General features: G+C 69.8%; 22 protein-coding genes and 6 pseudogenes. 16 read left to right on the top strand and 12 right to left on the bottom strand.

Annotation, left to right across the window (positions count from 1 at the left end; genetic code table 11):
• Positions 1-12 precede the first annotated feature (12 nt).
• Together ung and OGH68_RS05370 are read left to right on the top strand one after the other, a co-directional pair.
• Positions 13-696 (top strand): uracil-DNA glycosylase, encoded by a 684-nt coding sequence (ung, locus tag OGH68_RS05375; protein ID WP_264242160.1) that lies wholly within the window; start codon positions 13-15, stop codon positions 694-696.
• 122 nt (positions 697-818) lie between these two features.
• Positions 819-1,292 carry a hypothetical protein gene (locus OGH68_RS05370; RefSeq protein ID WP_264242159.1) on the top strand — a complete coding sequence of 158 codons (474 nt, stop codon included), beginning with the start codon at positions 819-821 and terminating at the stop codon, positions 1,290-1,292.
• A 16-nt stretch (positions 1,293-1,308) separates the two neighbouring features.
• Here OGH68_RS05370 and OGH68_RS05365 read toward each other — a convergent pair whose 3' ends face one another.
• Positions 1,309-1,830, bottom strand: coding sequence for a DinB family protein (locus OGH68_RS05365; protein ID WP_413470938.1), 522 nt, complete (start codon positions 1,828-1,830; stop codon positions 1,309-1,311).
• 32 nt (positions 1,831-1,862) lie between these two features.
• On the bottom strand, positions 1,863-2,477 hold the full coding sequence (locus OGH68_RS05360; protein WP_264242157.1) for a TetR/AcrR family transcriptional regulator: 615 nt from the start codon (positions 2,475-2,477) through the stop codon (positions 1,863-1,865).
• A gap of 81 nt (positions 2,478-2,558) precedes the next feature.
• Here OGH68_RS05360 and OGH68_RS05355 point away from each other — a divergent pair, with 81 nt between their 5' ends.
• Together OGH68_RS05355 and OGH68_RS05350 are read left to right on the top strand one after the other, a co-directional pair.
• Positions 2,559-3,809, top strand: coding sequence for an FAD-dependent monooxygenase (locus OGH68_RS05355; RefSeq protein ID WP_264242156.1), 1,251 nt, complete (start codon positions 2,559-2,561; stop codon positions 3,807-3,809).
• Positions 3,810-3,835: 26 nt separating this feature from the next.
• The gene (locus OGH68_RS05350; protein ID WP_264242155.1) at positions 3,836-4,741 is read left to right on the top strand and encodes a Gfo/Idh/MocA family protein; all 906 of its coding nucleotides are present in this window, start codon (positions 3,836-3,838) and stop codon (positions 4,739-4,741) included.
• Here OGH68_RS05350 and lnt read toward each other — a convergent pair.
• From lnt to OGH68_RS05320, 6 genes and pseudogenes are all read right to left on the bottom strand, one after another.
• The gene (lnt, locus tag OGH68_RS05345) at positions 4,665-6,281 is read right to left on the bottom strand and encodes an apolipoprotein N-acyltransferase (protein ID WP_264242154.1); all 1,617 of its coding nucleotides are present in this window, start codon (positions 6,279-6,281) and stop codon (positions 4,665-4,667) included. The genes OGH68_RS05350 and lnt overlap by 77 nt on opposite strands.
• Before the next feature lie 94 nt (positions 6,282-6,375).
• A complete protein-coding gene (locus tag OGH68_RS05340; RefSeq protein ID WP_264242153.1) occupies positions 6,376-6,840 on the bottom strand; it encodes a nuclear transport factor 2 family protein in 465 nt (154 codons plus the stop codon).
• A gap of 143 nt (positions 6,841-6,983) precedes the next feature.
• Positions 6,984-8,147, bottom strand: a complete 1,164-nt coding sequence (locus OGH68_RS05335) for a methyltransferase (RefSeq protein ID WP_264242152.1) — start codon at positions 8,145-8,147, stop codon at positions 6,984-6,986.
• A 22-nt stretch (positions 8,148-8,169) separates the two neighbouring features.
• Positions 8,170-8,349 (bottom strand): hypothetical protein, encoded by a 180-nt coding sequence (locus OGH68_RS05330; RefSeq protein ID WP_264242151.1) that lies wholly within the window; start codon positions 8,347-8,349, stop codon positions 8,170-8,172.
• Between the two features lie 52 nt (positions 8,350-8,401).
• Positions 8,402-8,533: pseudogene (locus OGH68_RS05325) on the bottom strand (undecaprenyl-diphosphatase); the annotation flags it as partial.
• A 353-nt stretch (positions 8,534-8,886) separates the two neighbouring features.
• A pseudogene (locus OGH68_RS05320) lies at positions 8,887-9,127 on the bottom strand (transposase family protein); the annotation flags it as partial.
• A 289-nt stretch (positions 9,128-9,416) separates the two neighbouring features.
• Between OGH68_RS05320 and OGH68_RS05315 the strand changes: the two are divergent.
• Positions 9,417-9,968 (top strand): hypothetical protein, encoded by a 552-nt coding sequence (locus tag OGH68_RS05315; RefSeq protein WP_264242150.1) that lies wholly within the window; start codon positions 9,417-9,419, stop codon positions 9,966-9,968.
• A gap of 182 nt (positions 9,969-10,150) precedes the next feature.
• On the opposite strand, the pseudogene OGH68_RS05310 reads toward OGH68_RS05315, so the two are convergent.
• A pseudogene (locus OGH68_RS05310) lies at positions 10,151-10,492 on the bottom strand (IS30 family transposase); the annotation flags it as partial.
• Between the two features lie 98 nt (positions 10,493-10,590).
• Between OGH68_RS05310 and OGH68_RS05305 the strand changes: the two are divergent.
• A complete protein-coding gene (locus tag OGH68_RS05305) occupies positions 10,591-12,480 on the top strand; it encodes an SMI1/KNR4 family protein (protein ID WP_264242149.1) in 1,890 nt (629 codons plus the stop codon).
• Here the strand turns inward: OGH68_RS05305 and OGH68_RS05300 are convergent.
• Entirely contained in the window at positions 12,455-13,465 is a 1,011-nt protein-coding gene (locus OGH68_RS05300) for a KAP family NTPase (RefSeq protein WP_264249916.1), read from the bottom strand. The genes OGH68_RS05305 and OGH68_RS05300 overlap by 26 nt on opposite strands.
• Before the next feature lie 344 nt (positions 13,466-13,809).
• Between OGH68_RS05300 and OGH68_RS05295 the strand changes: the two genes are divergently transcribed.
• The 6 genes and pseudogenes from OGH68_RS05295 to OGH68_RS05270 form a co-directional block, all read left to right on the top strand.
• Entirely contained in the window at positions 13,810-14,121 is a 312-nt protein-coding gene (locus tag OGH68_RS05295) for a transposase (protein WP_390838786.1), read from the top strand.
• A complete protein-coding gene (locus tag OGH68_RS05290; protein WP_264242148.1) occupies positions 14,118-14,933 on the top strand; it encodes an IS3 family transposase in 816 nt (271 codons plus the stop codon). The genes OGH68_RS05295 and OGH68_RS05290 overlap by 4 nt, the downstream gene beginning before the upstream one ends.
• A 96-nt stretch (positions 14,934-15,029) precedes the next feature.
• Positions 15,030-15,278, top strand: a pseudogene (locus OGH68_RS05285) (transposase); the annotation flags it as partial.
• Between the two features lie 145 nt (positions 15,279-15,423).
• Positions 15,424-16,167 carry a transposase family protein gene (locus OGH68_RS05280; RefSeq protein WP_413471087.1) on the top strand — a complete coding sequence of 248 codons (744 nt, stop codon included), beginning with the start codon at positions 15,424-15,426 and terminating at the stop codon, positions 16,165-16,167.
• Positions 16,168-16,200: 33 nt separating this feature from the next.
• On the top strand, positions 16,201-16,428 hold the full coding sequence (locus OGH68_RS05275) for a hypothetical protein (RefSeq protein ID WP_264242146.1): 228 nt from the start codon (positions 16,201-16,203) through the stop codon (positions 16,426-16,428).
• A 12-nt stretch (positions 16,429-16,440) separates the two neighbouring features.
• Positions 16,441-17,466: pseudogene (locus tag OGH68_RS05270) on the top strand (transposase); the annotation flags it as partial.
• Between the two features lie 77 nt (positions 17,467-17,543).
• On the opposite strand, the pseudogene OGH68_RS05265 reads toward OGH68_RS05270, so the two are convergent.
• Positions 17,544-17,866 (bottom strand): annotated as a pseudogene (locus OGH68_RS05265) (transposase); the annotation flags it as partial.
• Between the two features lie 47 nt (positions 17,867-17,913).
• Complete coding sequence (locus OGH68_RS05260; protein WP_264242145.1) at positions 17,914-18,399, bottom strand: winged helix-turn-helix domain-containing protein; 486 nt, start codon at positions 18,397-18,399, stop codon at positions 17,914-17,916.
• Positions 18,400-19,156: 757 nt separating this feature from the next.
• On the opposite strand from OGH68_RS05260, the gene OGH68_RS05255 reads away from it, so the two are divergent.
• From OGH68_RS05255 to OGH68_RS05240, 4 genes are all read left to right on the top strand, one after another.
• A complete protein-coding gene (locus tag OGH68_RS05255; protein ID WP_264242144.1) occupies positions 19,157-20,005 on the top strand; it encodes a metallophosphoesterase family protein in 849 nt (282 codons plus the stop codon).
• On the top strand, positions 20,002-20,733 hold the full coding sequence (locus tag OGH68_RS05250) for a 4'-phosphopantetheinyl transferase family protein (RefSeq protein WP_264242143.1): 732 nt from the start codon (positions 20,002-20,004) through the stop codon (positions 20,731-20,733). The genes OGH68_RS05255 and OGH68_RS05250 overlap by 4 nt, the downstream gene beginning before the upstream one ends.
• Before the next feature lie 155 nt (positions 20,734-20,888).
• Positions 20,889-21,608, top strand: coding sequence for a helix-turn-helix domain-containing protein (locus OGH68_RS05245; RefSeq protein WP_264242142.1), 720 nt, complete (start codon positions 20,889-20,891; stop codon positions 21,606-21,608).
• A 79-nt stretch (positions 21,609-21,687) separates the two neighbouring features.
• Positions 21,688-24,789 carry an amino acid adenylation domain-containing protein gene (locus OGH68_RS05240; protein ID WP_264242141.1) on the top strand — a complete coding sequence of 1,034 codons (3,102 nt, stop codon included), beginning with the start codon at positions 21,688-21,690 and terminating at the stop codon, positions 24,787-24,789.
• Positions 24,790-25,033: the final 244 nt, after the last annotated feature.

Here is a 25,033-nt window from a genome sequence, read left to right as displayed (position 1 = left end):
GAGGTTGTTGACGTGACCGACACCGACATGCTGCCCGAGTCCTGGCGCGGCGTCCTCGGCGAAGAGCTGCAGAAGCCGTACTTCAAGGAGCTCACCGAGTTCGTCGAGAAGGAGCGGGCGAACGGTCCGGTGTACCCGCCGAGTGCGGAGGTCTTCGCCGCACTGGAGGCCACGCCGTACGACCGGGTGAAGGTACTCGTCCTCGGCCAGGACCCGTATCACGGAGAGGGCCAGGGCCACGGCCTGTGCTTCTCCGTGCGGCCGGGGGTCAAGACCCCGCCGTCCCTGCGGAACATCTACAAGGAGATGCAGGCCGAGCTCGGCCACCCCCTCCCGGACAACGGCTATCTGATGCCGTGGGCGCGCCAGGGCGTGCTGCTGCTCAACGCGGTGCTGACCGTCCGGGCGGGCGAGGCCAACTCCCACAAGGGCAAGGGCTGGGAGAAGTTCACCGACGCGGTGATCCGCGCCGTGGCCTCCCGGCCGGACCCGGCCGTCTTCGTCCTGTGGGGGAACTACGCGCAGAAGAAGCTGTCGCTCATCGACGAGGAGCGGCATGCCGTGGTCAAGGGCGCCCACCCCTCGCCGCTGTCCGCGAAGAGGTTCTTCGGTTCCCGCCCCTTCACACAGATCAACGAGGCGGTCGCGGCGCAGGGCCACGAGCCGATCGACTGGCGCATCCCCGACATCGGCTGAGTGTTCGGGCGACCGGCTGACAGGCTCGGACCGGCGCCCGAGCCTGAGGGGGATCGGCGCCCCCGACCGCTAGCGTCGGTCTCCAGGGACCAGCGGTTCGCCGTGCGGACGAGGAGGCCACAGTGACGGAGCAGCAGGAGGCGTCGCAGGACATCGTCATGACCCGGATCGGTCAGGCGATGATGCTGTTGCACGGCGGGGACCGCGAGGAGGCGCGCAACCGCTTCGCCGTGCTCTGGGCGGAGATCGGCGAGGAGGGGGACGCCCTCCACCGCTGCACTCTCGCCCACTGCATGGCGGACGTCCAGGACGACCCGGCGGACGAACTGGCCTGGGACCTGCGGGCCCTGTCGGCGGCCGACGGGCTGAGCGAGGAGCGGCTCGCCCGGCACGACCGGGCGCTCGCGGTGCGCGCCCTGTACCCCTCGCTCCATCTGAACCTCGCCGCCGACTACCTCAAGCTGCGCCGCCCCGGGGAGGCGCGCGCCCATCTGGACCGGGCGCGCGCGTCCACGGACTCCCTGGGCGACGACGGCTACGGCAACGGCGTCCGTGCCGCCATCGACCGGCTGGAGCGCACCCTGCGGGCGGGGTGAGCGGCCGCCGGCGCGGTCACTCGCCGGTGACCCCGTCGATGTGCTCGCGCAGCAGGTCCGCGTGGCCGTTGTGGCGTGCGTACTCCTCGATCATGTGCGTGAGGATCCAGCGCAGACTGAAGCCCTCGGCGTGGCGGCTCCGGGACGCGCTCACGTCGTCGAGCCCGTGCGCGGCCGTGACCTTGCGGGCCTCGGTGATCTCGGCGAGCCAGGTCTCGTGAGTCTGCGCCCAGGTGTCCCGGTCCGTGACGTGGAAGTCCCCGTCGCGGTCCTGCGCCGTGGAGTAGAGGTCCGGCAGGTCCTCGGCCTCCATGACCTCGCGGAACCAGTAGCGCTCGACTTCGGCGAGATGGCGTACGAGGCCCATGAGTGTGAGCCCGGAGGGCGCCAGCACCGCTCGCCGCAGCTGCTCGTCGTCAAGTCCCGCGCACTTCATGAGCAGCGTCTCGCGGTGGTAGTCCAAGAAGCCTTCGAGCATGTCCCGTTCGGCGGCGGTGGTGGACGGTTCGGTGCGTTCGTCGGTTGTCATGACGATCATCCTGCGGCACGGGGCGCCGGTGCTGCGAGGGGTTATGCGGGGCGTGCGGCCTGTGGACCGAGCATTCCGCGCAGCAACTCGCCGAATCCCGTACGCAGTTCTTCCCGGCTGGGCACGGCGGCGTGGTAGGAGCCGACCGCACAGGAGAACATCAGCCCCTCGCACCAGGCGACCAGGGACAGTGCGTGCCGCTCCGGCTCCGGCGATCCCGCGTCCGCCATCAGCGCGCTCAGCGGACCGCGGAACCGGCTGCCCGCCCGGTCGTAGAACTCGCGCAGCTCCGGCCGCCGGGTCGCTTCCAGAGCCAGTTCGTAGCGGGCGACGAGCAGCGCGGAGTGGTCCGTGAGATAGCGGTGCAGGGCGAGCGTCAGGGCGTCGAGGAGGTCGCCCCCGCCGCCGGGCGCCACCGGCATCTCCGTCACCGTGAGAACGGCCGCCTCGCGCTCCGCCAGTCTGCGTACCGCCGCCTCCAGCAGGGCCTGACGGGTGCGGGCGTGGTTGGAGGTCGAGCCCTGAGGCAGCCCCGCCGCCTCGTCGACGGCGCGGTGTGTGAGTCCGCGCATGCCGCGCTCGGCCAGGAGCGCGAGGGCGGTGTCGGCGATCAGTTCTGCCCGAGGGGCGCCGGAGGGAGCGGTGCTTGTGGCCATCCGCCCAATCTACCGTCGCAACTACACCTGTAGTAGCCTATGGATGTCACTACAGGTGTAGTAACCGAGGGAGGAGCAGCCATGCCTGCGTCCCGTACCACCGCGCACGCAGTCGTCGTCGGCAGCGGAATCGGCGGCCTCACCGCGGCTGTTGCCCTGCGGCAGAGCGGCTGGAAGGTCACCGTCCTCGAACGGGCCGAGTCGCTGGAACCCGTCGGCGCGGGCATCGGGCTCGCCCCCAACTCCCAGCGCGCGCTCGACGTCATCGACCTCGGCGACGAGATCCGCGCCCTGGCCGCCTGGCAGGGCGCCGGCGGCATGCGCCACCCCTCCGGCCGCTGGCTGTCGCGCACCGACAGCACCGCCGCCGCCGAACGCTTCGGCGGACCCCTCGTACTCCTCCACCGCGCCACCCTGATCGACCGCATCGCCCGCCGGCTGCCCGAGGGCGCCGTCCGGACCGGCTCACCGGCCGAACTGGCCGACGCCGGGACCGTCGGCGGCCGCCCCGCAAGGGTCACCACACCCGACGGCGACATCGAGGCCGACCTCGTCATCGGCGCCGACGGCATCCACTCGTCCGTCCGCCGGGCCCTCTTCCCCCAGCACCCCGGCCCCGCCTACGCGGGCTTCACCACCTGGCGTACGGTCGTCCCCGCGCCCGAGCGGCCCTTCGAACCCCACGAGACCTGGGGCGCCGGATCGCTCTGGGGCACCCAGCCCCTCAAGGACGGCCGGATCTACGCCTACGCGGCCGCCGTGGCCCCGCCCGGCGCCCGCGGGGGAGACGGCGAGCAGGCCGAACTGCTGCGCCGGTTCGGCGACTGGCACGACCCCGTGCCCGGCATCATCGCCGCCTCCGGGCCCGACCGCGTACTGCGCAACGACGTCCACCACATGACCACACCGCTCCCGGCCTTCCACCGCGGCCGCACCGCGCTGCTCGGCGACGCCGCGCACGCCATGGCGCCGACCCTCGGACAGGGCGGCAACCAGGCGATCGAGGACGCGATCGTCCTCGCCCACCACGCGGCCGCCGGCCAGGACCTGGGCGCCGGGCTCGCCGCCTACAGCGCCGAACGGCTCCCGCGCACCACGGCGATCGTCCGGAAGTCGGCACAGGTCGCCCGGCTGATGTCCCTGACCGGCACACCGGCCGTCGCCGTCCGCGACACCCTCATGTCCGTGGTCTCCCGCCTCGGCCCCGGTCTCGTGCTGCGGACCTTCGACGGCATCGCCGACTGGCGCCCACCGCAGCGGACGTATGCTGCCGAAGCACAGGAGGCGCACGCCGAACAGGGCGCGCACGAAGAACGACCGGCACGGCACTGACCCGGCCGGACATGTGAGGGGGCCTTGTGAAGGTCGGCTGCATCGGGCTCGGCGACATCGCGCGGAAGGCGTACCTGCCGGTGCTCACCACCCTGCCCGGCGTCGAACTGCACCTGCAGACCCGGACACCGGCGACCCTGGCCCGTACGGCGGAGACCCACCACATCCCCGCCGCACGCTGCCACACCGACCTCGACTCCCTGCTCGCCCAGGGCCTGGACGCCGCCTTCGTCCATGCGCCGACCTCCGCCCACGCCGAGATCGTCACCCGCCTGCTCGAAGCCGGCGTCGCCACCTACGTCGACAAGCCTCTCGCCTACGAACTGGCCGACTCAAAGCGGCTGGTGGACCTCGCCGAGGAGCGCGGCACCTCCCTCGCCGTCGGCTTCAACCGCAGGCTCGCCCCCGGCTACGCACAGTGCCTGGAGCACCCGCGCGACCTGATCCTCATGCAGAAGAACCGCGTCGGCCTCGCCGAGGACCCCCGCACACTCGTCCTCGACGACTTCATCCATGTCGTCGACACCCTGCGCTTCCTCGTGCCCGGACCCGTCGTCCACACCGACGTGCGGGCGCGGATCGTCGACGGGCTGATGTACCACGTCGTCCTCCAGCTGTCCGGCGACGGATTCACCGCCATCGGCACCATGAACCGGATGAGCGGCTCCGCCGAGGAGATCCTCGAGGTCTCCGGGCAGGACTCCAAGCGCGAGATCCGCAACCTCGCGGAGATCGTCGACCACAAGGGCCAGCCCAGTGTCCGGCGGCGCGGCGACTGGGTGCCGGTGGCCCGCCAGCGCGGCATCGAGCAGGCGGTGCACGCCTTCCTCGACGCCGTGCGCGCCGGACAGCTCCTCAGCGCACAGGATGCGCTGAGGACCCACGAGCTGTGCGAGCGGGTGGTCCGGCTGGCCCTGGACCAGGCCGCCTGAGCGCCCGTACGCCGCCGGCCGCGCCCGCCAGCACTGCCAGCGAGGCGTACACCGGCCAGTCGCCGTAGCGGACGTACAGCGTCGTGCCGCTCGCCAGGGGCACGTCGTAGACCGCCGCGGTGCTCGCGTCGGTGGGGAGCGCGGCGCCGACCTGCCCGCCGCCCGCCGCGTACACGGCGCTCACGCCGGTGAGGGTGGCGTGCACCATCGGCCGGCCGCTCTCCGCCGCCCGCAGCGCGGCCAGTGAAGCGTGCTGCTCGGGCGCCCAGCTGCCCTGGAACGACGAGGTCGACGACTGGGCGACCAGCACCTGCGCGCCGTCCCGCGTCAGCCGCCTGCTCATGTCCGGGAAGGCCGACTCGAAGCAGACCAGCGGGCCGATCCGCACACCGCTGTCCGGCAGCGACATCACCACGGGGGTCTCTCCGCGCAGCCGGTCCTCACCCGCCGCGTCACCGACCGACGTGACCCAGCCCAGTACGGACCTGGCCGGGATGTACTCCCCGAAGGGGACGAGCCGCATCTTGTCGTACCGGTCCCCGGTCGGGCCGTCCGGTCCGACGAGCACCGAACTCTTGTAGATCCCCGGCGGGCCCGACGCGGCCTCGCTCCGGGCGTCCACATTGACCAGGAGCGGGGCGCCGACCTCCCGGGACAGGGCGGCGAGCCGCTCGGCCAGGTCCGGCCGCCGCTGCAGGTCCGCCCCCACACTGCTCTCACCCCAGACCACCAGGTCCAGCTCGCTGCCCGCCAGGTCCCGGGTCAGCTCCTCGCCACGGTCGAAGCGCCGCTCGGCGCTCAGCATGCCGCCGACGACCCCCGGCTGGACCACGGCGATCCGCACCCGGCCCGTCTCCCGCGGCACCGGCGCCCACACCCACGCGGACGCGACGACCGTCGCACACAGGACGGCCCCCACCACCGCGGGCGTACGGGCCGGCCCGACCGCCAGCAGCAGCACGGCCACCGTGTTGACGGCCAGCACCAGCAGGCTCACCAGCCAGACACCGCCGACCGAGGCGAGCCTCAGCGCCGGCGCCACCTCCCACTGGCTCGCTCCCAGCAGCCCCCAGGGGCCGCCGAGCCCCTCCCAGGAGCGGACCAGCTCGATCATCAGCCAGCCCGCCGGGACGGCGGCGACGGCCGCCGCGGCGCGGGCCGTCGACGGACTGCCGCCGAGCATGCGGCGCACCAGTACCCCCCACGGCGCCCACAGCAGCCCGAAAAGCGCCGCCAGCACCAGAAGGAAGACATGAAGACTGGGCAGCAACCAGTGGTGCATCGCCATCATGAAACCGGCGCCGCCGAGCCAGCCCTCGACGGCCGCCCGGCGGGCCGTGGGCGCGGTGCGCAGCAGCAGCATCCACGGCACCAGCGCCAGATACGCGAACCACCACAGCGACGGTTCCGGAAAGGCGAGGGCGGGAAGCGCACCGGCGACGAGCGCGGCCGCACCGCGCGCCCTGCGCGAACCGAGGACAGGGGCCCGCGACCCGTCGCGCCGCTTCAAGTGCACCCGACCGCCGACCGGAATCCGCATGCCGCGCCTCCTCGCCCGGCTTCGAGGGGCCCCGAGCCGTTCATCACAAGTGTGCGCGAAGATCGGCACCGGCGAACAGTGCGCCTCCCGCGTCTCAGCCGCCCGCCAGGGCCCCGGCCGCCCCCGTGCGCCGCCACTTCTCCTCGGTGACCACGGAGCGCAGCTGCCAGCCCTCCGCCGCCCGGGCCATGCCGAAGCGGTAGCGGCCGCCCGACAGGAGTTCCTCGCCCGCCCCGGTTCGCATCGGACTGACGTAGTCGGCCCGCACCTCGGCCCGCTCGCCGGGGTACCCGTCGACGTGCTCGATGCTCACCCGCCGGTTGACGATCAGGTGCTGGCGTACGGGGAAGAGCCGCATCGTCCGCGACAGCCACTCGGCGACCTCGGCCGCCGGCCCCTCGATGCCGCCGGCCCCGCGGTAGTCGGCCCGGCCGTCCGCCGTGAACAGTGCCCGGTAGGCGTCCCAGTCGCCGTCGTCGACGGCCGCCGCGTAACCGGTGACCACGTCGTCGAGGGCGAGTCTGTCCATCACGGTCGCGAGATCCAGGCGCTGTGTCATCGGGTCAGTGTCGGTGAGACGGCCCGCCGGGCCAAGAGCCGTGCACGCCCGTGTCGTCCGCGGGCGGACGGCAACCGGCCGCCTTCCGCCCCTCCGGCACCACGTGCCTCAGGGCCGGACGGCCCGCGCCACCATGAACAGCCTCAGGGCCGGACGGCCTTCAGCACCACGAACTTCGGATCGCTCGCGACCACTTCGCAGTTGCCGAACAGCCGCTTCAGCCGCACGTGGTAGCCGAGGTGACGATTGCCGACGACCCACAGCTCCCCACCGGGACGCAGCGCACGGCGGGCGTCGGCGAACATCCGCCGCGCCGCCGTGTCGGTCGTCGCCCGGTGCGAGTGGAACGGCGGATTGTTTAGTACGAGGTCCACCGACCCGTCCGGCAGCGCCGACAGACCGTCCCCGACCAGGAACTCCGCCTTGCCCGACGGCACGTTGTCGCCGAACGTGGCCTCCGCGGAGGCCACCGCCGACCAGGACTCGTCGGTGAACGTCACCTCCGCGTCCGGGTTCGCCAGCGCCGCCGCCGTACCCACCACGCCGTTGCCGCAGCCCAGGTCCACGACGCGCTCGTGCCCCCGGTGCCGCGGCAGGTGGCGCAGGAAGAAACGGGTGCCGATGTCGAGGCGCTCCGCGCAGAAGATACCGGCGTGATTGGTCACGGTCCGGCCCGCGAGGACACCGGTGTCGGACGGCAGGGCGTACCGCAGCGGCCAGGGGCTCGGCGTCCGGGGGAGCGCCGGGTCCGGCGTGCAGAAGATCAACCGGGCCTTCTTCGCCGCGAGCGACGTCCTGGTCGGCCCGAGGACGCGCTCGAACAGCTTGAGCGTGGACGTGTGGATCTCGGTGACCATGCCGGTGCCGATGACGACGGTGTCCGCGTGCACGGCCGGGGCCAGGCGGTGCAGCTGGTCCTCCAGCAGCGCGAGGCTCTTCGGCACCCGGACCAGCAGCACGTCGATGCGCTCCGGCGGCTCCTGCCTGGCGGTGAGCAACCGCACAGAACCGGTGTCGACGCCGTTGCGGGCCAGATTGGCGCGTGTCGCCTGCTGTCCGAGGAACGAGTCGGAGATCTGGGTGACCGGGACGCCGGTGTGCGCGGCCAGCGAGGTGACCAGCGCCCCCCATCGGTCGCCCACCACGGCCACGGTCCCCGCCAGGGCGGTGGGCGGGGTGTCGTCGGTGCCGTGCAGATGCCGCAGCAGATACTCGTCGGCGGCGTCCCAGGCGCGGAGTATGTCGCGCGGGTCCTCGGGGAAGCGGGCGAGCTCGTAGGCGCCCCATGACGTGGTCAGACGGTTCATCGTGCGCCCAGGCTAGCCGCTGCTACGCGGCGGGCCGTACGTCCTCGTGTGCCGCGGCCGCCCACTCCACCACCAGTGCCTCGTACTCCGGGCGCCGGTCCTCGGGCAGGGCACCGTCGGCCCACAGCTCTCGGATCCGGGCGTTCAGCTCGGAGGCGGACAACAAGGTTTCGGCTTCGGACTCGCGGGGAAAGGGGGACATGGCTCCAGGTTAAGGCCTGCGCCCGGCGCGCGTCTTCGGCCCAACTGGCGGCTCAGCCGCCCGACTCACCCGCATGCGGACTGAGCACCCCCGCGCCCACCAGCACGAACAGCAGAATTCCGAGCAGGATCCGGTAGATCACGAACGGCATGAAGCTCTTCGTAGTGATGAATTTCATGAACCAGTTCAAGTCGAGGTTCTGAGCGGCTCTGACCTGCTGTTTCCACCACTCATCAAGATTGAATGGGAGAGCAGTGGGAGATGGCACTTTCCAGTGCTCTCCCTCGCCGGCCACGAAGCGCAGCCACCTGGTTTGCAGCGAATCGGCAATCTCCTGCTCCATGGTCAGGGTAACGTGCGAGTAGAGACCTTCCACGCCGGCGACCTCGTGGCCCATGCGGGTCTCCACGGCGATGCGGCTGTGTCGATCTTCGTCCAGCCACTCCTTGCCGCCGTGACGAAGCAGGTACAGCCGCTTCCCGGCGTACGCGGTTGCGGGGACCTCCGGAAGGGGAGCGCCGTGAGCCTTTTCCATCTTCAGCCTGAGCTGGCCAGATGCAGGGTGAGGACAGCCTGAACAAGGCTCGTGATGCGGGTGGTCGAGCAGCGGAGCTTGCGGAGAAGCCGCCAGGACTTGAGGGTGGCGACGGCCTGCTCGACCAGGGCCCGGATCTTCGCGTGGGACCGGTTGACGGCCTGCTGGCCTGTGGACGGCGTCTCCCACCGGCCGGCGGTAGGAAACACGGACCGTGCCCCCGGCTCCTTGGTATCCCTTGTCGGTCTGCCCATGAGGTCCGTGCGGCCCGCGAGCTTGTGATTGCCCGAGCAGAACGGTCGGTCGACGGCGATACGGTTGGCCCCGGCCGCATGATCTGGGAGGGGCATTCTACCAAGAAGCCTTCGACGTCGTACGAGCCCAGGCAACCACCCGACGGTGCGACGTCATGTTCACCGGCAGCGGAGGGGACGAGGTCAACACCCACCACTCCAGGACCGATGCGGGGAACTGCCGACGCCGGAACCCCGCCCCGTGGTTCGGTCCGAAGGCGGTCCGAGCCCTGGCCGAGGTGAACGAGCACCTGGCGCCCATCCCCGTCCTGCCGGTGCCGACCCTGATGGCGTTCGGGATGCACAACCCAGGCTTCCTGCGGGTCGGCGTCTGGCCGGTGAGCCCGCTTGTACACCCGCGGATCGTCCGCTTCATGGAGCAGCTGCCGCACGAGTACAGGCGAGGCAAGGCGCTGTTCCGTGAGCGGATCAGGCGGGCGGGACTACCGGAGTCGGTGGCGTTGCCGGCCGAACCGGAGAACTTCCTGGCCGTCCTGGAGAAGGGGCTGCGCTCCTACGGCTTACCCGTGCTGGACGACATGCTGAAGGAGTCCGTCCTGGTCGATCTCGGCTACGTTGACGGCAAGGCACTCGCCCAGGCCCGCAAAGACGCCGACGCCGCCCCGACCGCCCCTGACCTGCTGTGCGATGTCCTCGCCCTGAGGTCGGACTGCGGAGCAGGGGGGTCGCACGCGAAGTATCAGCATCCATTTGCGCTAGCCTCCGGGGATGTGCCCTTAAGCGAAGGTGTGGTGTCGCGGGCGGTGGCCAAGGTGTCTACCAGGGTCTGAGATGGATATGACTCCTTCTGGGGAGTCACTGCCGCCGCCGCGGAGCCCCACTTCCTCACCGCCTACGAGCCTGGGCGCACCACCAGCCGACCCCACCAATCACCGATCCTCAAGATCTCCGAGAAGGCCCTCCGGGCGAGGCGGCGTTTTCTAGGGGTCGTCGCAACACGTGGTCGTGTTGATCAGGCCGCGAGCAGTTTATGCAGGCGCTCGGCTGGGGTTTCCCAGTCGAGCGTTTTGCGTGATCGGCCGTTCAGTTCGGCGGCGACGGTGGCCAGGTGCTCACGGCTGTGGAGGGACAGGTCGGTGCTCTTGGGAAAGTACTGCCGCAGCAGGCCGTTCGTGTTCTCGTTCGAACCACGTTGCCAGGGGCTGGCCGGGTCGCAGAAGTAGACCGGGATGTCGGTGGCGACGGTGAACTCCCGGTGCCGGCCCATCTCGCTGCCCTGGTCCCAGGTCAGCGACCGCTTCAGGTGAGCCGGCAGCGTGTGGACCGTCTCGACCAGGGCGTCGCGGACCAGCTCGATGCCGAGGCAAGCGGGTCGCCCTGCTGAGGGGCCCGCCCTCGCGGGAGATGAGAACAGGGTGCCGCCTTGTCAGTGCCGGGTGACACCATCCGGCCATGAGTAGCGAATCGTTCAACTGGCACGAGTTCCTGGGACGGTGGCAGGAGGAGTGGGTTCCGCGCCCGGACGCAGACGAGGACGGTGAGCAGATCCTCGTCCGCCCGGGCCTGCCCGGGGCGGACGAGGCGGTGATCGCCGTGGCCGAGGAGCGGCTGGGGCGGCGGCTGCCGCCCTCGTACCGGGGGTTCCTGGCCGCGAGCGACGGGTGGCACGTCGACCAGACGGCCGGGATCTACCGGCTCGGGGGTGCCTCGGATATCGACTGGTTCCGGGATCCGTACGACATGACCGCGCTGTACGAGCCGGATCCGGGCGACGACCCCCGCGAGGAGGACGTGCTGCTGGCCGGCATGTGGCAGCGGGCGCTGCGCCTCGAAACGGACTCCGACATGTCGCACGCCCTTCTCGACCCGGGCGACAGCGACGAGGACGGCGAGTGGGCACTCTACGTCTACAAGGGCTGGAGCGGTGAAGTGCCCGACCGCTACCCCTCGTTCCGCGCATACATGGAGGCCATGTACCGCGGCTTCCACGCCGACCGGGTGGCGCAACCCGACTTCGTGAACGCGACCACGCTCGCCCAGGACGTCCACGTGGACGAGGCGCGTCTGCTGGCCCTGCGTGGACGGTACGAGGTGGCCTTGCCCCTGCTGCAGGAGGCGTTCTCCTTCGGGAGGCCGCGCAGCGCCGTCCTGCTGAACCAGCTCAGTCAGCTGCTCGCTCCGAGCGGCTCCCAGGGCCACGGCAACCTGGTGGCGGACCCGCTGTACCAGCCGGAGATCCTGCCCCTGGAGGCCATGGAGCAGGCGAACGGCCGGGGGTCGTCGGGCGGGGACGAGCAGTGGCTGCGGATGATGGTCGCCCGGGGGGCCGCCCCGGAGATCGCCGAGGCCGTGCTGGGCGCCGTGCGGGACGGCACACACCAGTACGCGCCTCCCGGTCCGTGGGGGCGGGCCGTCGCCGAGGCCCGGGAGGCGGCCCGCTGGGGCGCGACCGACGCCGCGTGGCACGTGCTGCGGGACGCGCTGCCGCTGTGGGAGGCGCCGGGGCCGCTGATGGTCGTCCCGCTCGGTCTGCTCGCCGATCCGGTCCTGGGGCCGCTGATCACTCCGGAGCGCGGGCGGGAGATCCTCGCGACACCGCGGGCCGGTGAGACGGGCCCCGCTCCCGAGCCGGTGCCCGATCTCGATCCGCCGGGCCTCACCTGGCTGGCGGGGCCGTTCAGGTACGGGCAGCCGCTCGACGGCTACCGCTGCGTCTGGGTCGAGGGGGCGGATCCCGTCGGCCTGCCTGCCCTGATCGGTGAGGAGGGCGCCGAACTGAGCCCGCCCGTCGATCTGTCGAGGTCTTTCCGGCGGGCGCCCCAGCCCCACGAGCGGGAGGGCGTGGAACTCTGGGAGGACCGGGCCGTCGTTGCCGTCGGCCGCACGGCTGAAGGGTGGGCCTTCGCCTTCGACGGGCCCTCCCACCGCCACCTGCACGGCCTGTTCCTGTCCCCGGCCGCGGCCGCCTCCTCCTCCGGCCGCGCGGTGGTGGTGTGGTCCGACCCGAGGCGCTCGTCCCCGGACGATCCGTCGGCCCTCCACGTATCGGTGGCCGAACACGGCCAGGAGCTCTACGCCTTCACCGTGCGGGGCACGGAGATCCAGCGCTCCGGCGCGATACCCGAGACCCTGGACCCCGCACGGCTGTTCCGGCCGGAGGACACCGAGCGGGATAACGAACGGCGGGTGCTGGAGGCCCTGCACACCGAACTGGGGCTCTCGCTCCCCCGCTTCGCGCTGACCCAAGGCAGGCTCCACACCTTCACCACCCGGTCCTGGACCCGGGCGCCACGCGCAGGTGAGGGCTTCGCCTACATCAGCTTCGCGCGGCACCGGTCCTGACCGCCAGCGGGCCCGCCCCCCTGGCGGGCCCGCTGGCGACGACCGACCGCGGTCTCAACTCAGGTTGATCGCGCGGGCGCTGGTCGCGCCGGTCTCCTGGGCGACCTCCGTAGCCATCCGCCCTGCCCGGCGGCCCGGGCCGCCGACGCGGCAAATCGAGGGGAAGCCAGCGCGAAGCGCCGCCGAAGGCGCCCTTGAGGGCTCGGCGCGGCCCGCACCCTGCATGATCAGGCAGCCCAGGCCGACAACGCGCGACGCTCACTGAAACTCCCCACTCCGTTGAATGCCGGAACAAGTGAGGCGACGAGCGTCCCTGGCCGAATTCAGAGATTCCCATCGCCACGACATCCGAGGGAGCGCAGCGGTCCAGCTCGTCCACGAAAACGACCAGTCGCTTGACCTTCGATTGCTCCACCAGCGAGCTGAAGAGCCTCTCGAACTGCTCGTCGCTGTCGCCGGCGTCGGTCTTGTGCTCACGAGTGAGCGTGCGGGATACGAGCACCGTCAAAGACGTGAGCAGCGCTGCCGGCGCCAGACCGGCCTTGAGGACGTCGGTGGTCATGTCGATGAACGTCTGCTGGTACGGGCCACTTCTCAACGACGCCAGCACGGCAACCACCAGCACAGATGCGCTGGCGATCACCGCGAACATCCGTGCGTAGGTCCACAGCAACCTCAGAAGAGCGCCACCGCTGAACTCGATTCTGGCGGTGACCTGTCCGCAGTAGAGGTCTTCGTGGTACTTGCGGTCCTCGATGCCCAGCGCGGTGGCGACGGCGATGATGAAGTTCCTACGCAGCGGGTTCTCCGCGTACTTGAACGCGTCGAAGCGCACGAACCGCACACCTCGGTCCCTGGCCAGCTCCCCTCGGAGGAGGTTGGCCACACCTGACTTCTCCGACCCCCACGGCCCCCATGGGCGAGTCGGTCGCCTCGGCCGTCCTGGATCTCCCGATCCTGCACCAGGTCGTCCGACTCCAGGCAGCCACCGCCCCCACCCGCCACGTTCACTCCGATCCCCGCGCGCCCGCGGTACGGCAGCAGATGACGCATGACTCCGTCATATTCTCGAACCGTCACGCATGACGATAGACCTGGGCACTGACAGTGGGCAGTGGGTGGCGGAAGAGTGTTCGGCCGAGCCGCGCGTAACAGGTGCCTTTGCGGGTGGGGTCCGGCGCCCTACGACGTGGCTCAGGCCGCACGGCGAGGCTGCAGACTTCCCGGACACCTATGCGGTCAGCATCGACCGGCCGTGCGGGGCTGTGGGCTTGATCCGCTTTGACGGACATTCGAGATCAGGGGTTCAGCCCCGGGAGGATGTCCATCATGGAGAGCATGGGGAAGAAGAAGCCTCGCCGCCCTCGCCGTTCGTTCACGCCGGAGTTCAAGGCCGAGATCGTCGGGCTGTGCCGACGGGGTGACCGCTCGGTCGGGCAGGTCGCCAAGGACTTCGAGCTCACCGAGACCGCGGTGCGGGACTGGGTGAAGCAGGCTGAGGTCGACGCGGGCGAGCGCAACGGGCTGACCAGCAGTGAGCGCGAGGAACTGGCCGCGTTGCGGCGGGAAAACCGCCGGCTGCGCGAGGATGTCGACGTCCTCAAGCGGGCCACAGCCTTCTTCGCGAAGGAGACCCGGTGACGGTGCACCCGTTCATCGAGGCGGAGAAGCAGGCAGGTCACAGCGTCAAACGGGCGTGTGAGCTGATGAAGGTCTCCCGGACCGCCTTCTATGCCCGTCGCTCCGGCCTGCCCGGTCTCCGTGCGGTGCGGGATGCCGAGCTGACCGAGCAGATCACCGACGTGCATGCGAAATCACGCGGGACCTATGGGGCCCCGCGCGTGCATGCCATGCTCAAGCGCGAGGGTGCCGGGTGCGGCCGCCGTCGTGTCGCACGGCTGATGCGGGCCGCCGGACTGCAGGGCCGGCACTGCCGACGACGGCATGTGACCACGATCTCCGATTCCCGGGCGGCTCTCCGTCCTGACCTCATCGTCCGGGACTTCCGGCCCGACTGCACCGGGCTCGACACCCGCTGGTGCGGCGACATCACGTATGTCCCGACCGAGGAGGGCTGGCTCTATCTAGCCACGGTCATCGACATCGCCTCCCGGCGCGTAGTCGGCTGGGCAACCGCCGATCACCTGCGGACCGAGCTGGTGGCCGACGCGCTGGCAGCCGCCTGCAGGCAGCGTCGTCCCACCCGTCCCGTGATCTTCCATTCGGATCGCGGGTGCCAGTACACCAGTCAACAATTCGCTTCTCTGGCAGCCGAGTTCAGGATCCGCCTGTCGGTCGGACGAACCGGTCAGTGCTGGGACAACGCGCTCGCAGAGTCGTTCTTCTCGACCATCAAACGCGAACTGCTCGGCACTTCCGCCTGGCCCAGCCGGGCTGCGGCCCGCACCGCGATCTTCGATTTCATCGAGGGACCCCGTTGCCCAATTGGGTGAATGCCTCTGATCTCGGTCTTGGTGGGTGGTTGAGGGGTGGAGTCTGTGGATGGGGGCTTGGGGACGGCCCGCCTGGATCGCTGAACGGAGGGCTGGGTGTCGATGCGGGCGGACTCGGGTCGGGAGGTTCCTGAGGGAACGCGGGCGGTGGCCCAGGCTGCGTTTCCCAAGGGTTGTCTGGCGATGCGGGTGCGGGACGCACTTGGCCCGCTGTTCCCCGGAGTCGCTCCAGGTCAGCTTGCGCTGGTCAGCGTGCTGCAGTTCGCGGAGAATCTCACCGACCGCCAAGCCGCCCACGCGGTGCGCGCGAGAATCGACTGGAAGTACCTGCTCGGCCTCGAACTGACTGAACGCTTCTCATCCTGTGGTTCGCGGGTGATGACGGCTGGCGGTCGGGGGCCGTAACGCGGCAGGGCTCCTGGTCGTTTCGGCTGGTGATCTCACTCGCCAACGTCTCGACACAGGAGCCCTGTTGGTCCCGCATCGTGCCATGCTCGACGTCCCGCACGAGGTCGTGGAGCACGTTTCCTGGCTCATCTACGCCCGAAGGTGTGAGCTGAACTCCCGCTGGCGCAGGCTGGGCTGCTTCCGGCAGGCCCTGCTTGTCCTGGTGCACCTGCGCAAGAACGAGACTCTGGCCCAGGTCGCAGCGGGGTTCGGCGTCTCCACCGCGACCGCCGGCCGCTACGTGAGCGAAACGGTCGACATCCTCGCCGAGCGCGCCCCGAGCCTGCACGAGGCCCTGCGCGAGTTGCCGCCGGAGGGGTTCGTCATCCTCGACGGCACCCTGATCGCCACCGACCGCATCGCGGCGGACGAGCCGTACTACTCGATGAAGCACCGCCGTCACGGGATGAACGTGCAGGTCGTGGCCGCGCCGGACGGGACACCGCTGTGGTTCTCGCGAGCGTTGCCCGGCCGCACGCACGACCTGACCGCAGCCCGCGCACACGGTGTGATCCAAGCCTGTCTGTCCCGTCAGCTCCTCGTCCTTGCCGACCGGGCCTACCGCGGAGCCGGAGCCACCGTCCGCACCCCCTACTACGGCCGAGACCTCCCCGAGAAGTACGCCCAGTTCAACCGGGACCACGCCCGGCTGCGGGCGCCGGGCGAACGTGCCTTTGCGCGCCTCAAGCAATGGCGGATCCTCCGCAAAGCCCGCTGCAGCACCAACCGCATCGGCCGCACGGTCGCCGCCGTTCACGCCATCGAGATCGCCTGGAGCTCAGGATGAGAAGCGTTCACTGACTCCGGCTTTGACTTCACCGTGCTGACGGGCTTCCGTGACCGTCTCCTGGACCACGTCCTGGAGGAGAAGGTCCTGGATCTGATGCTGGAACGGCTCATCGAGCTGGGGCTTGTGTCTGGGCGGGGTCGCCAGCGCACGGACTCCACCCACATCCTCGCCGCAGTGAGGGACCTCAATCGCCTGGAGTTCGTCGGTGAGACACTTCGGGCCGCGCTGGAGGCGGTCGCCGTCGCCGCACCCGGGTAGCTCGCCTCCTGGATGCCCCCGGCCTGGCAGGAACAGTACGGCGCCCGAGTGGACGCCTACCGGCTACCGAGTGATGAGAACGAGCGGACCCAGCTGACCTGGCGCATTGCGGCCGACGGCTACTGGTTCCTCGAGGCGGCCTTTGCATCGGACGCCCCTCACTGGCTGCGACAGGTGCCGGCTATCGGGACCCTGCGGACGGTGTGGCTGCAGCAGTTCCAGCGAACGGTCGAGGACGAGGTGCAGGAGGTGGCCTGGCGGGGAAAGAACGAGCTCCCGCCCAGCAGAGCACGGATCACCTCGCCCTATGACGTGGACGCCCGGAATTCCGTCAAACGCGGCTCAGCGTGGGACGGATACAAGGTCCACTTCACCGAGACCTGCGACGCCCAAGAGAGCGGCCGACCCCACCTGATCACCCATGTGGTGACCACAGATGCGACGGTCGGCGACCCGGTCGTCGTCGACGAGATCCACGACCAGCTCGGCGCCAAGGGCCTGCTGCCGGACGAACACCTGATGGACGCCGGCTACATCTCCGCGGAACTCCTGCTGACGGCGCCCAGCCAACACGGTGTCCGCGTTATCGGCCCGGTCCGGCCCATGACCCGTCGCACCATCCAGACCACCGGCTACGACAAGACGTCCTTCACCATCGACTGGGACGCCCGCCGGGCAATCTGCCCCGACGGCGCCCACAGCCGCTACTGGACCGAAGGACTCGACAACAGCCACCGGCCCGCGATCCGTATCCGCTTCGCCACCGAGACCTGCGCGCCCTGCCCCTCCCGCGGGCAATGCACCAACTCGACACTTTACGGCCGACAGCTCACCGTCCGCCCGCAAGATCAAGAAGCCGTCCTCGAACGCGTCCGTGCGGAGCAGTCAACCGAGGAATGGAAGGCCGTCTATGCCATCCGATCCGGCGTGGAGGGCACGATCCACCAAGCCGTCACGGCCGCCGGCAGCCGCAGAACCCGCTACACAGGACTACGGAAGACCGCCCTCGCACACGTGCTCACGGCCACCGCCGTCAACCTCATCCGCCTCGACGCCTGGTGGACCGGGCGACCACTCGCCCCCACCCGGACATCACACCTCGCAGCCCTCGACCTGATGGTCAGCCAGTCCTTGGCTTCGGCGAACTCCCGTAGGCCGGCGGCCTTGTGGACGTTGAGGTTGTCCCAGACCAGCACGATCGGGCCGCCGAGCTGCTGGTGGGCGGCGATCAGCAGGTCCCGGTAGTCGCGCCAGGAGAAACTCTTGCGCCCGTCACGGTTGCCGTCGTCCCGCCTCGGCGGTAGATCAGCCTCGACCGGTGGCCGGGTTTGTAGCAGGTCAGCGCCGCGATGGAGATCCGTCTACGCGAGCGTCCGCGAACCCGGACCACCGGCGTCCGGCCACGTGGTGACCAGGTCTTCGCGTGCGGCGGCGTCATGGAGAAACCGGCTTCGTCCTCGAAGACCAGCCAGGCCCCACGAGCCGCTAACCTTCCGCGCGGGGCCACACCTCCTTGACCCATCCGGCCACCGCCTCGTCGTCCCGTTCCACGGCCCGGCGGGCCGGGACCTGGCAGGACCAGCCGTTGCGTACCAGCAGCTTGCGCACGCCCTGGATGGTGTAACTCAGATGGAACCGTCGGCCGATCACCGTCTTCACCCGGCTCAGGGTCCAGCGCTGGTCCTCCCAGCCGTGCGCGGTCGGCCCCCTGGCCAGTTCCGCCTCCAGCTGAGCGAACTGCCTCTCGCTCAACCTCGGCAGGGACGCCGGCCCCTGTGACCGCAGAGCCTGCGGACCGTCCTCTTCCCACATCCGCCGCCACCGCTGCACCGACCGCACACTGACCCGCAGGTCCGCGGCGATGGCCGAGCTCGCCTCGCCCTGGCCAAACCTCTCGGCCGCTTCAAGCCGTAACTCCTCGCGAAACCGCTGCCGTTCGGCGGTCAGACCGCCCCCTTGTGGATACCGCATGCGTCGGTGATACCGCAGCATGCGGCCAGTCGCCAGCCCTTACGACACCACGAGTTCAGTCTCAGTAGGCCAGCTCGGTCCGTTCGACGGTGGTCATCAGATCAGGCCTGTCGCCCTTGTCCGCCTCGGCCTGGGCGGACCCAGGCCCGCAGGGCCTCCCTGTGGATGCCCAGGTCCTTTGCCTGGACTTTAAGTTACTGCGACGGAGGGGTCTAGGTTTGCAACTGCAACTTTCCATGCGCGGCGTCTCGGCGGTCGTTCTTTCAAGACGTCCGAATATGGATGTAAAGGCGCCGATATTCGTGCACAGAACGGAGCGGGGTCGCCGAGCGCCGTCCATAGTCGGACCTCGATCTACCTGGTGCATTATGTCCGTTATGTAATATATTGATCTGTTGTCACCCGTACGCAGAGGGTGATCCATCTCACGATACGATCCATTGCGGCTCGCTCGGAATTACTTGAAGATCCTAACGGGTGAGTCGCCGACCGAATATTTCGCGACTCGCATAGGTCGAGACGTGGGGGGCCCTGTGTGTATACAGGCGTATGAAATTGCAGCCGGGAAGTCGCTGGAAGAGCCCCCGGCTGACCTGCGGGGCTTGGAGCGGGCAAGCGGCCCTGCGGCGCCGCTGCCGACGAGACGTCGACCCGGACACCCCTCAGCCGGCTGATCGGCGAGGTGCTGCCGCGTCTCGTGTGCAGCGCCACCCGCCCAGCCGATCCTCCGGTCTCAAGAGTTTTTGGGTGTGTACCAATGGGCGATCTTTTGGCCATTAGTGATCTGCACGTGCAGTACGACGAGAACAAGGAGCTGGTCAGAAGGCTCCGGCCGACGTCGGACGAAGACTGGCTCGTGGTGGCCGGTGACATCGGCGACCACAGCGACGACGTGAGATGGGGCCTCGACGTCCTGAGCAGCAATTTCGCGCAAGTGGTCTGGGCGCCGGGGAACCACGAGCTGTGGACACGCCCGGACGATCCGCTCGCATTGCGCGGTGAAGAGCGGTACTGGTCCCTCGTGGAGCTCTGCAGGGGTATGGGGGTTCTCACGCCCGAGGATCCGTTCTCCGTCTGGGAGACCCCGGAGGGTCCGGTCGCCATAGCCCCGCTCTTCGTTCTCTACGATTACTCGTTCAGAGCTCTCGGTATCCACGACAAGGCTCAGGCGCTCGCGCTGGCAGAAGAATCGGGCGTGGTGTGCACGGACGAATTCATGCTGCACCCCGATCCCCATCCGAGCCGGGAGGCGTGGTGCAGTGCGCGGCTCGCCGCATCCGAAGCGCGTCTTTCCGCTCTCCCGGAGGGCATGTCGACCGTACTCGTCAATCATTTCCCGCTGATCCGCGAACCGACGCGAATGCTGCGCCATCCACAGTTCGAGCTGTGGTGTGGCACCTCAGCTACGGAGGACTGGCCGCGGAGATTCCGTGCCGTCGCCGTCGTCTACGGGCACCTGCACATACCCGGATTCATGCGCAAGGACGGGGTACCGCACTACGAGGTGTCCCTGGGATATCCGCGTGAGTGGAGGGCGCGGGCCGCGCGGCCTGGGCAGCTCGTGCCGGTCCTGTCGGGCTGGCCCGCCGATGGCGCCCCATTGTGATAGCGGAGTTGGTTCCCGCCGAGGTGGCGGCCGTCCAGTACTTCGGGGATCCGGACGTCACGCCCCCCGTGTTCGCCCAGGAGGCCGCTCTCGTCGAGCGTGCGCTGATCTCGCGGCGTGCGGAGTTCCGTACGGTGCGGGCGTGTGCCCGGGAGGCCATGGGCCAGCTGGGCTTCGCGCCGGTGCCGATCCTGCACGGAGCCCAGGGTGAGCCGTTGTGGCCCGCGGGCCTCGTGGGGAGCATGGCCCACTGTGCGGGATACCGTGTGGCGGTCCTGGCCAGGGCCGAGGAATTCGCCATGATCGGGGTCGACGCGGAACCCGACGAGGCTTGCCCGGACGAAGGAATCCGAGAGCTGATCGCGGGGCCGGCGGAACTGGCCATGCTGGCCCGGCTGGCCGAGAGCCACCCGGACATCGCCTGGGACCGGCTGCTGTTCAGCGCCAAGGAATGCGTGTACAAGGCGTGGTATCCGCTTGCCCGTCGTTGGCTGGGCTTCGAGCACGCCGCAGTGGTCCTGGAACCGGAAACAGAGACTTTCACCGCCCATCTGCTGGCACCCGGCCCCGTGGTGAATGACGTCAGGCTCACCGTGCTGCGGGGGCGCTGGGCCGCCCGGCACGGGCTCATCGTGACGGCGATCACCGTTCCCGCGACAGGTGGCCGATCGGCGTCCGCCGGTTCGATCGCGACCGGCAGTGAATTCCTCCGGGACGTCCGCGCGTAATGCCGAACGCCGGGCCCACAAGAATTAGCTCATCTTCTCCGGCTCCTGCCGGACATGTACTGCGAGGTATTTTTCAAGTGAACGGCTGTCAAAACGGAGAGTGCCCCTACATCCGCGACCGAGCGGCTGACAGTGTGCGTCCCGTGCTCGGCGGTATGCGTGTCTGTACGGGATGTTTCGAGCGGTTCCAGCGGGATCTGAAAACGATTCCGGACCTCTACCGGGAATGCGAGAACATGCTCGCCACCACGCCCCGGGACGGGCAGAGGGTCTCCGGTACCCGGTCGTTCGGGATCAAGCTCAACGCCGTCGCCGTCGAAGCGCGCGACACCCTGCGGGCGCGCCTTCGGGCATGGTGCGACCTGGTGAACGCGGAACACGGGTGTGTTCCTGCCGGGCAGTCCATGGAGGTGCTGGCGGAGTTCCTTCATCAGCACGCACGCTGGCTGTGCCACCACCCGGCAGCGGGTGACGCCATCAGCGAGATGGCCGAGACCGCCACCATGGCACGGCGCGTCGTCAGCCCGGAGCGGGTACGGTGCTTCCGGGTGGGGGCCTGCATCGAGCACGAGTGCGGGGGATCACTGATCGCGGTGATCCAGGCGGACGGCCGGCTGCCCAGTGAGGTCCGGTGCGACAACGATCCCGGGCACGCCTGGTCGGCATACGAGTGGCGGGAGCTGGACCGCCGCGTGAGCCACCAGCACCAGCACCAGGCCGGGCTGCCGTGGCTCACCGCCAAGGACGTGGCGGAACTGTGCCGCATCTCCATGAGCAACGTCTATCGGCTCGCCTCGGAGAACAGCTGGCGGCGGCGGACGAACGGGCGCCGCGTCTACTACGCCAAGGCGGACGTGCTGGCGTCCGTCGGCTGACAGCGCGTTCGCAGCGATGCATCGAAACCGCAGGCCCGGGCCCATGGGGCCGGGCTCCCTCCGGATGAGCGAGTGAGACATGCACGAACCACCAGAACCGATCGCTCCGGCCTCCCTCGTCGAAGCGTTCCAGAGCGCTGCGGCCGCGTACCCGGATCGCACCGCGGTCAAGTGCGGCATGCGGAGCCTGACCTACGCCGAGCTCGACCGGCGGTCCACGCACCTCGCGAGGGAACTGCCGACCCTCACCCGGACCTCGGAGCGTCCCGTCGGTATTCTGCTCGACCGGTCGGTCGAGATGGCAGTGGCGGCGCTCGCTGCGCTGAAGGCGGGCTCGTTCTACCTCCCGCTGGACCCTGAGGCTCCGGCGGCGAGGAACGCCATCATCCTCGAGGACGCTGCGCCGGTGGCCGTGGTGACGTCCAGGAGCCTCGCGGAACGGGTACCGGCGGGCATCGAGCGCTGTCTGGTCGATGCCCCGTCGGCCGCACCGCAGGCCGCCGTACCCCTGCCGGAGCGGGTGGCGCCCGAGTCGCGGGCCTACGTGATCTTCACCTCGGGAACGACCGGAAGGCCCAAGGGAGTCGAGGTCACCCACCGGAACGTGCTCCGCCTGTTCTCGGAGAGCGCCCCCGTCTTCGGCTTCACGTCCGAGGACGTCTGGACGGTCTTCCACTCCTTCGCCTTCGACTTCTCGGTCTGGGAGATGTGGGGTGCCCTGCTCCACGGCGGCTGCGCTGTCTTCGTGCCCGCCGACGTGGCCAAGGACCCCGCATCCTTCCACCGGCTGCTCAGGCAGGAGCGGGTGACGGTGCTGAACCAGACGCCTTCGGCGTTCCAGCAGCTGGTGACCGAGGACGGCCGACACCAGGAACGCCTCCCGCTGAGGTTCGTCGTCTTCGGCGGGGAAGCGCTGCGCTTTTCCGACCTCAAGCCCTGGGCCGCCAAGTACGGTGTCGGCCGGCCCGTTCTCGTCAACATGTACGGGATCACCGAAACGACCGTGCACACCTCGTACCACCAGGTGCGGCAGTCGGACCTGCACGACGGTGACAGCGTCATCGGCCGCCCGCTGCCCGACCTCGACCTGCTCCTGGTCGACGAGGACCTCCGCCGCGTCGCGCCGGGCGAGACCGGTGAGATGGTGGTCGTGGGTCCCGGCGTGGCGCTGGGCTACCTCGGGCGGCCCGATCTCACGACGGCGCGCTTCGTCACCGTCGAGGACTCCGCGGGCCGGCCGGTCCGGGGCTACCGTTCGGGCGATCTCGCCCGGCTGCGTCCTGACGGGCTGCTGGTGTACCTGGGCCGTGCCGACAGCCAGGTGAAGATCCGAGGCTTCCGGATCGAACTGGGCGAAGTCGAGGCGGCGCTCGCCGGCCATCCGGCGGTGCGCCACGCGGCGGCCGCCGTACGGGAATCCGCCACCGGGGGAGCCACCTTGGTGGGCCACGTGGTTCCGGAGCCGGGCGTCGAGCCGGACGTCGCGGAGATCCGCGCGCACCTCGCCGAGGTGCTGCCGCACTACATGATCCCTTCTGCGATCGGACTGCTGGAGGCCATGCCCCTCACGGGCAACGGCAAACTGGACCGGGCCGCCTTGCCGGATGTGGTCGTGACACCCGGCCGGTCCGCGCAAGCGCCGCGGTCGGCCGCGGAGGCGGAGCTCTGTGCGCTCTTCGCCGAACTCCTCGAACAGGAGGAAGTGGGCCCGCAGGACGACTTCTTCGAGCTGGGCGGGCACTCCCTGCTGGCCATCGGCCTCCAGAACCGGGTGCGAGCCGTCTTTCAGAGCGGCCACGCACAGCCCCTGCCGCTCTCCCAGGTCTACCGGAGTCCCACCCCCGCAGGCATCGCCCGATGGCTCGAACAGGCGGGCCACGAGCTTCGCGCCGCAGACGTCCGGCCCGACGGCGGCCCCGTGCCGTTGAACCCGCAGCAGAGCGACATGCTGATGCGTCACGTCTTCGCCCCGGACGACCTCGTGCACCACTGCACGATGGGCTGGCAGGTGGATGGCGAAGTGGACCCGGAGGCGCTGGCCCGAGCCGTCGAACACGTCCACCGCCGGCACGAGGCCCTGCGCTCCTCCTACCGTTTCGACGCGGACCCCGGCCCGGCCGCGGTCCCGCTCGATGCCGTGCCTCCCCGGCCGGCGGTTCTGTGGGCACCGGATCCCGAGGAGGCCCACGCCCTCCTGCGACAGGCGCTGGGCCGGCCCTTCCGGCTGGAAGAGGGCGAGATATGGCGGGTGGTCATGGTGACGGTCGGACCCGGCGCGTCACATCTCATCGGTCTCGTCGTGCACCACGTGGCCTTCGACGGCTGGTCCGAGTCCATCCTGGCGGGGGAGCTCGCCGATGCCTACAACGCGTCGAGGCTCGGCCCCATCCCCCCGGGAGAGCCGGGGCCGACGTTGCAGGGGGTGGCGGCCGCCCAGCGGGCCCGCCTCACGTCCGAGACACTGGAGCAGCAGCGTGCGTACTGGCGCGGCGAACTCACCGGTGTCCCCAGTCTGACGGTTCCCGAATCCTCCGTCGGCCGGCTGGCCGACGGAGGACCGGAACCGGAATGCCAGGTGTTCCCCCTGCCGGAGAAGACGCTCGAACGTGTCGAGGAACGCGCGGCCGAACTAGGCGTGACTCCCTTCGTCGTCCTCCTTACGGCCTACGGCGCAGCCCTGGCGGAGGTGTCGGGAGACGAAGACATCGCTGTCGGTACTCCGTTCGCCCTGCGCGGGGACGAGCGGCTGGACCGCGCGGTGTCCTGCCTCGTCGACGTGCTGTGCATCCGGATGCGGTTCTCCGGGAAGGGAGTGAGGAGGAACGATCGGGCACGTGTCGCGGACGCGGTCCGCCGTGCCTTCGCCGCGCAGGACATCCCGTTCAGCGAGGTCGTCCGGCTGGTCAACCCGCCCCGGGGGCCGCGCGCGCCGCTGTTCCAGAACATGTTCGCGCTGCAGAACAACGCCCCGGCAGAACTGGAGCTTTCCGGGGCGGCGACCGAGTTCTTCCGTCCGGCACCCTTCGGTCTGCCGACGGAACTCGTCGCCGAGGTGCGCCCGTACGAACGCGGTGGACCGCAGCTGACTGTCAGCTACCGGCCCCATCAGATTCCCGCCTCCTTCGCCGCGCAGTTGGGCGCACGCTTCCTGGAACTCCTGGACGACGTGACCGCACCCTGACGGTTCGGGGGACCGCAGGGCAGCCTGCCGCAGGCCTCCCTTCCGGCCTGCGGCAGGTCCGAGACCTGTGGAGACCGTAAGAGGATCCCTCTTGACACGGTCGGGATCGACTAAGAATATGTACCTCATAGTGGCTGAGCTGCGCGCTTCGGCCCGGGTGTGACGCAAATCCGCAGTGAGTCGGATCTCCTGTCGGCGCGGACTCCCTTTTCTCTCTTTTCCTGATTCGGACCGTTTCCACTCC

Source organism: Streptomyces peucetius, assembly GCF_025854275.1.
In the GTDB taxonomy this organism is placed as follows: Bacteria; Actinomycetota; Actinomycetes; order Streptomycetales; family Streptomycetaceae; genus Streptomyces; species Streptomyces peucetius_A.
Note: the sequence above shows the minus strand (reverse complement) of the source record. Positions and strands in the feature narration are given on the sequence as shown.

Bases quoted from the DNA above. Each gene is read 5' to 3' on its own strand.
- OGH68_RS05365 (WP_413470938.1), bottom strand. From the start codon at position 1,830: ATGATCGTCATGACAACCGACGAACGCACCGAACCGTCCACCACCGCC.
- OGH68_RS05360 (WP_264242157.1), bottom strand. From the start codon at position 2,477: ATGGCCACAAGCACCGCTCCCTCCGGCGCCCCTCGGGCAGAACTGATC.
- OGH68_RS05355 (WP_264242156.1), top strand. From the start codon at position 2,559: ATGCCTGCGTCCCGTACCACCGCGCACGCAGTCGTCGTCGGCAGCGGA.
- lnt (WP_264242154.1), bottom strand. From the start codon at position 6,281: ATGCGGATTCCGGTCGGCGGTCGGGTGCACTTGAAGCGGCGCGACGGG.
- OGH68_RS05340 (WP_264242153.1), bottom strand. From the start codon at position 6,840: ATGACACAGCGCCTGGATCTCGCGACCGTGATGGACAGACTCGCCCTC.
- OGH68_RS05335 (WP_264242152.1), bottom strand. From the start codon at position 8,147: ATGAACCGTCTGACCACGTCATGGGGCGCCTACGAGCTCGCCCGCTTC.
- OGH68_RS05330 (WP_264242151.1), bottom strand. From the start codon at position 8,349: ATGTCCCCCTTTCCCCGCGAGTCCGAAGCCGAAACCTTGTTGTCCGCC.
- OGH68_RS05305 (WP_264242149.1), top strand. From the start codon at position 10,591: ATGAGTAGCGAATCGTTCAACTGGCACGAGTTCCTGGGACGGTGGCAG.
- OGH68_RS05295 (WP_390838786.1), top strand. From the start codon at position 13,810: ATGGAGAGCATGGGGAAGAAGAAGCCTCGCCGCCCTCGCCGTTCGTTC.
- OGH68_RS05280 (WP_413471087.1), top strand. From the start codon at position 15,424: ATGCTCGACGTCCCGCACGAGGTCGTGGAGCACGTTTCCTGGCTCATC.
- OGH68_RS05260 (WP_264242145.1), bottom strand. From the start codon at position 18,399: ATGCGGTATCCACAAGGGGGCGGTCTGACCGCCGAACGGCAGCGGTTT.
- OGH68_RS05255 (WP_264242144.1), top strand. From the start codon at position 19,157: ATGGGCGATCTTTTGGCCATTAGTGATCTGCACGTGCAGTACGACGAG.
- OGH68_RS05245 (WP_264242142.1), top strand. From the start codon at position 20,889: ATGCGTGTCTGTACGGGATGTTTCGAGCGGTTCCAGCGGGATCTGAAA.
- OGH68_RS05240 (WP_264242141.1), top strand. From the start codon at position 21,688: ATGCACGAACCACCAGAACCGATCGCTCCGGCCTCCCTCGTCGAAGCG.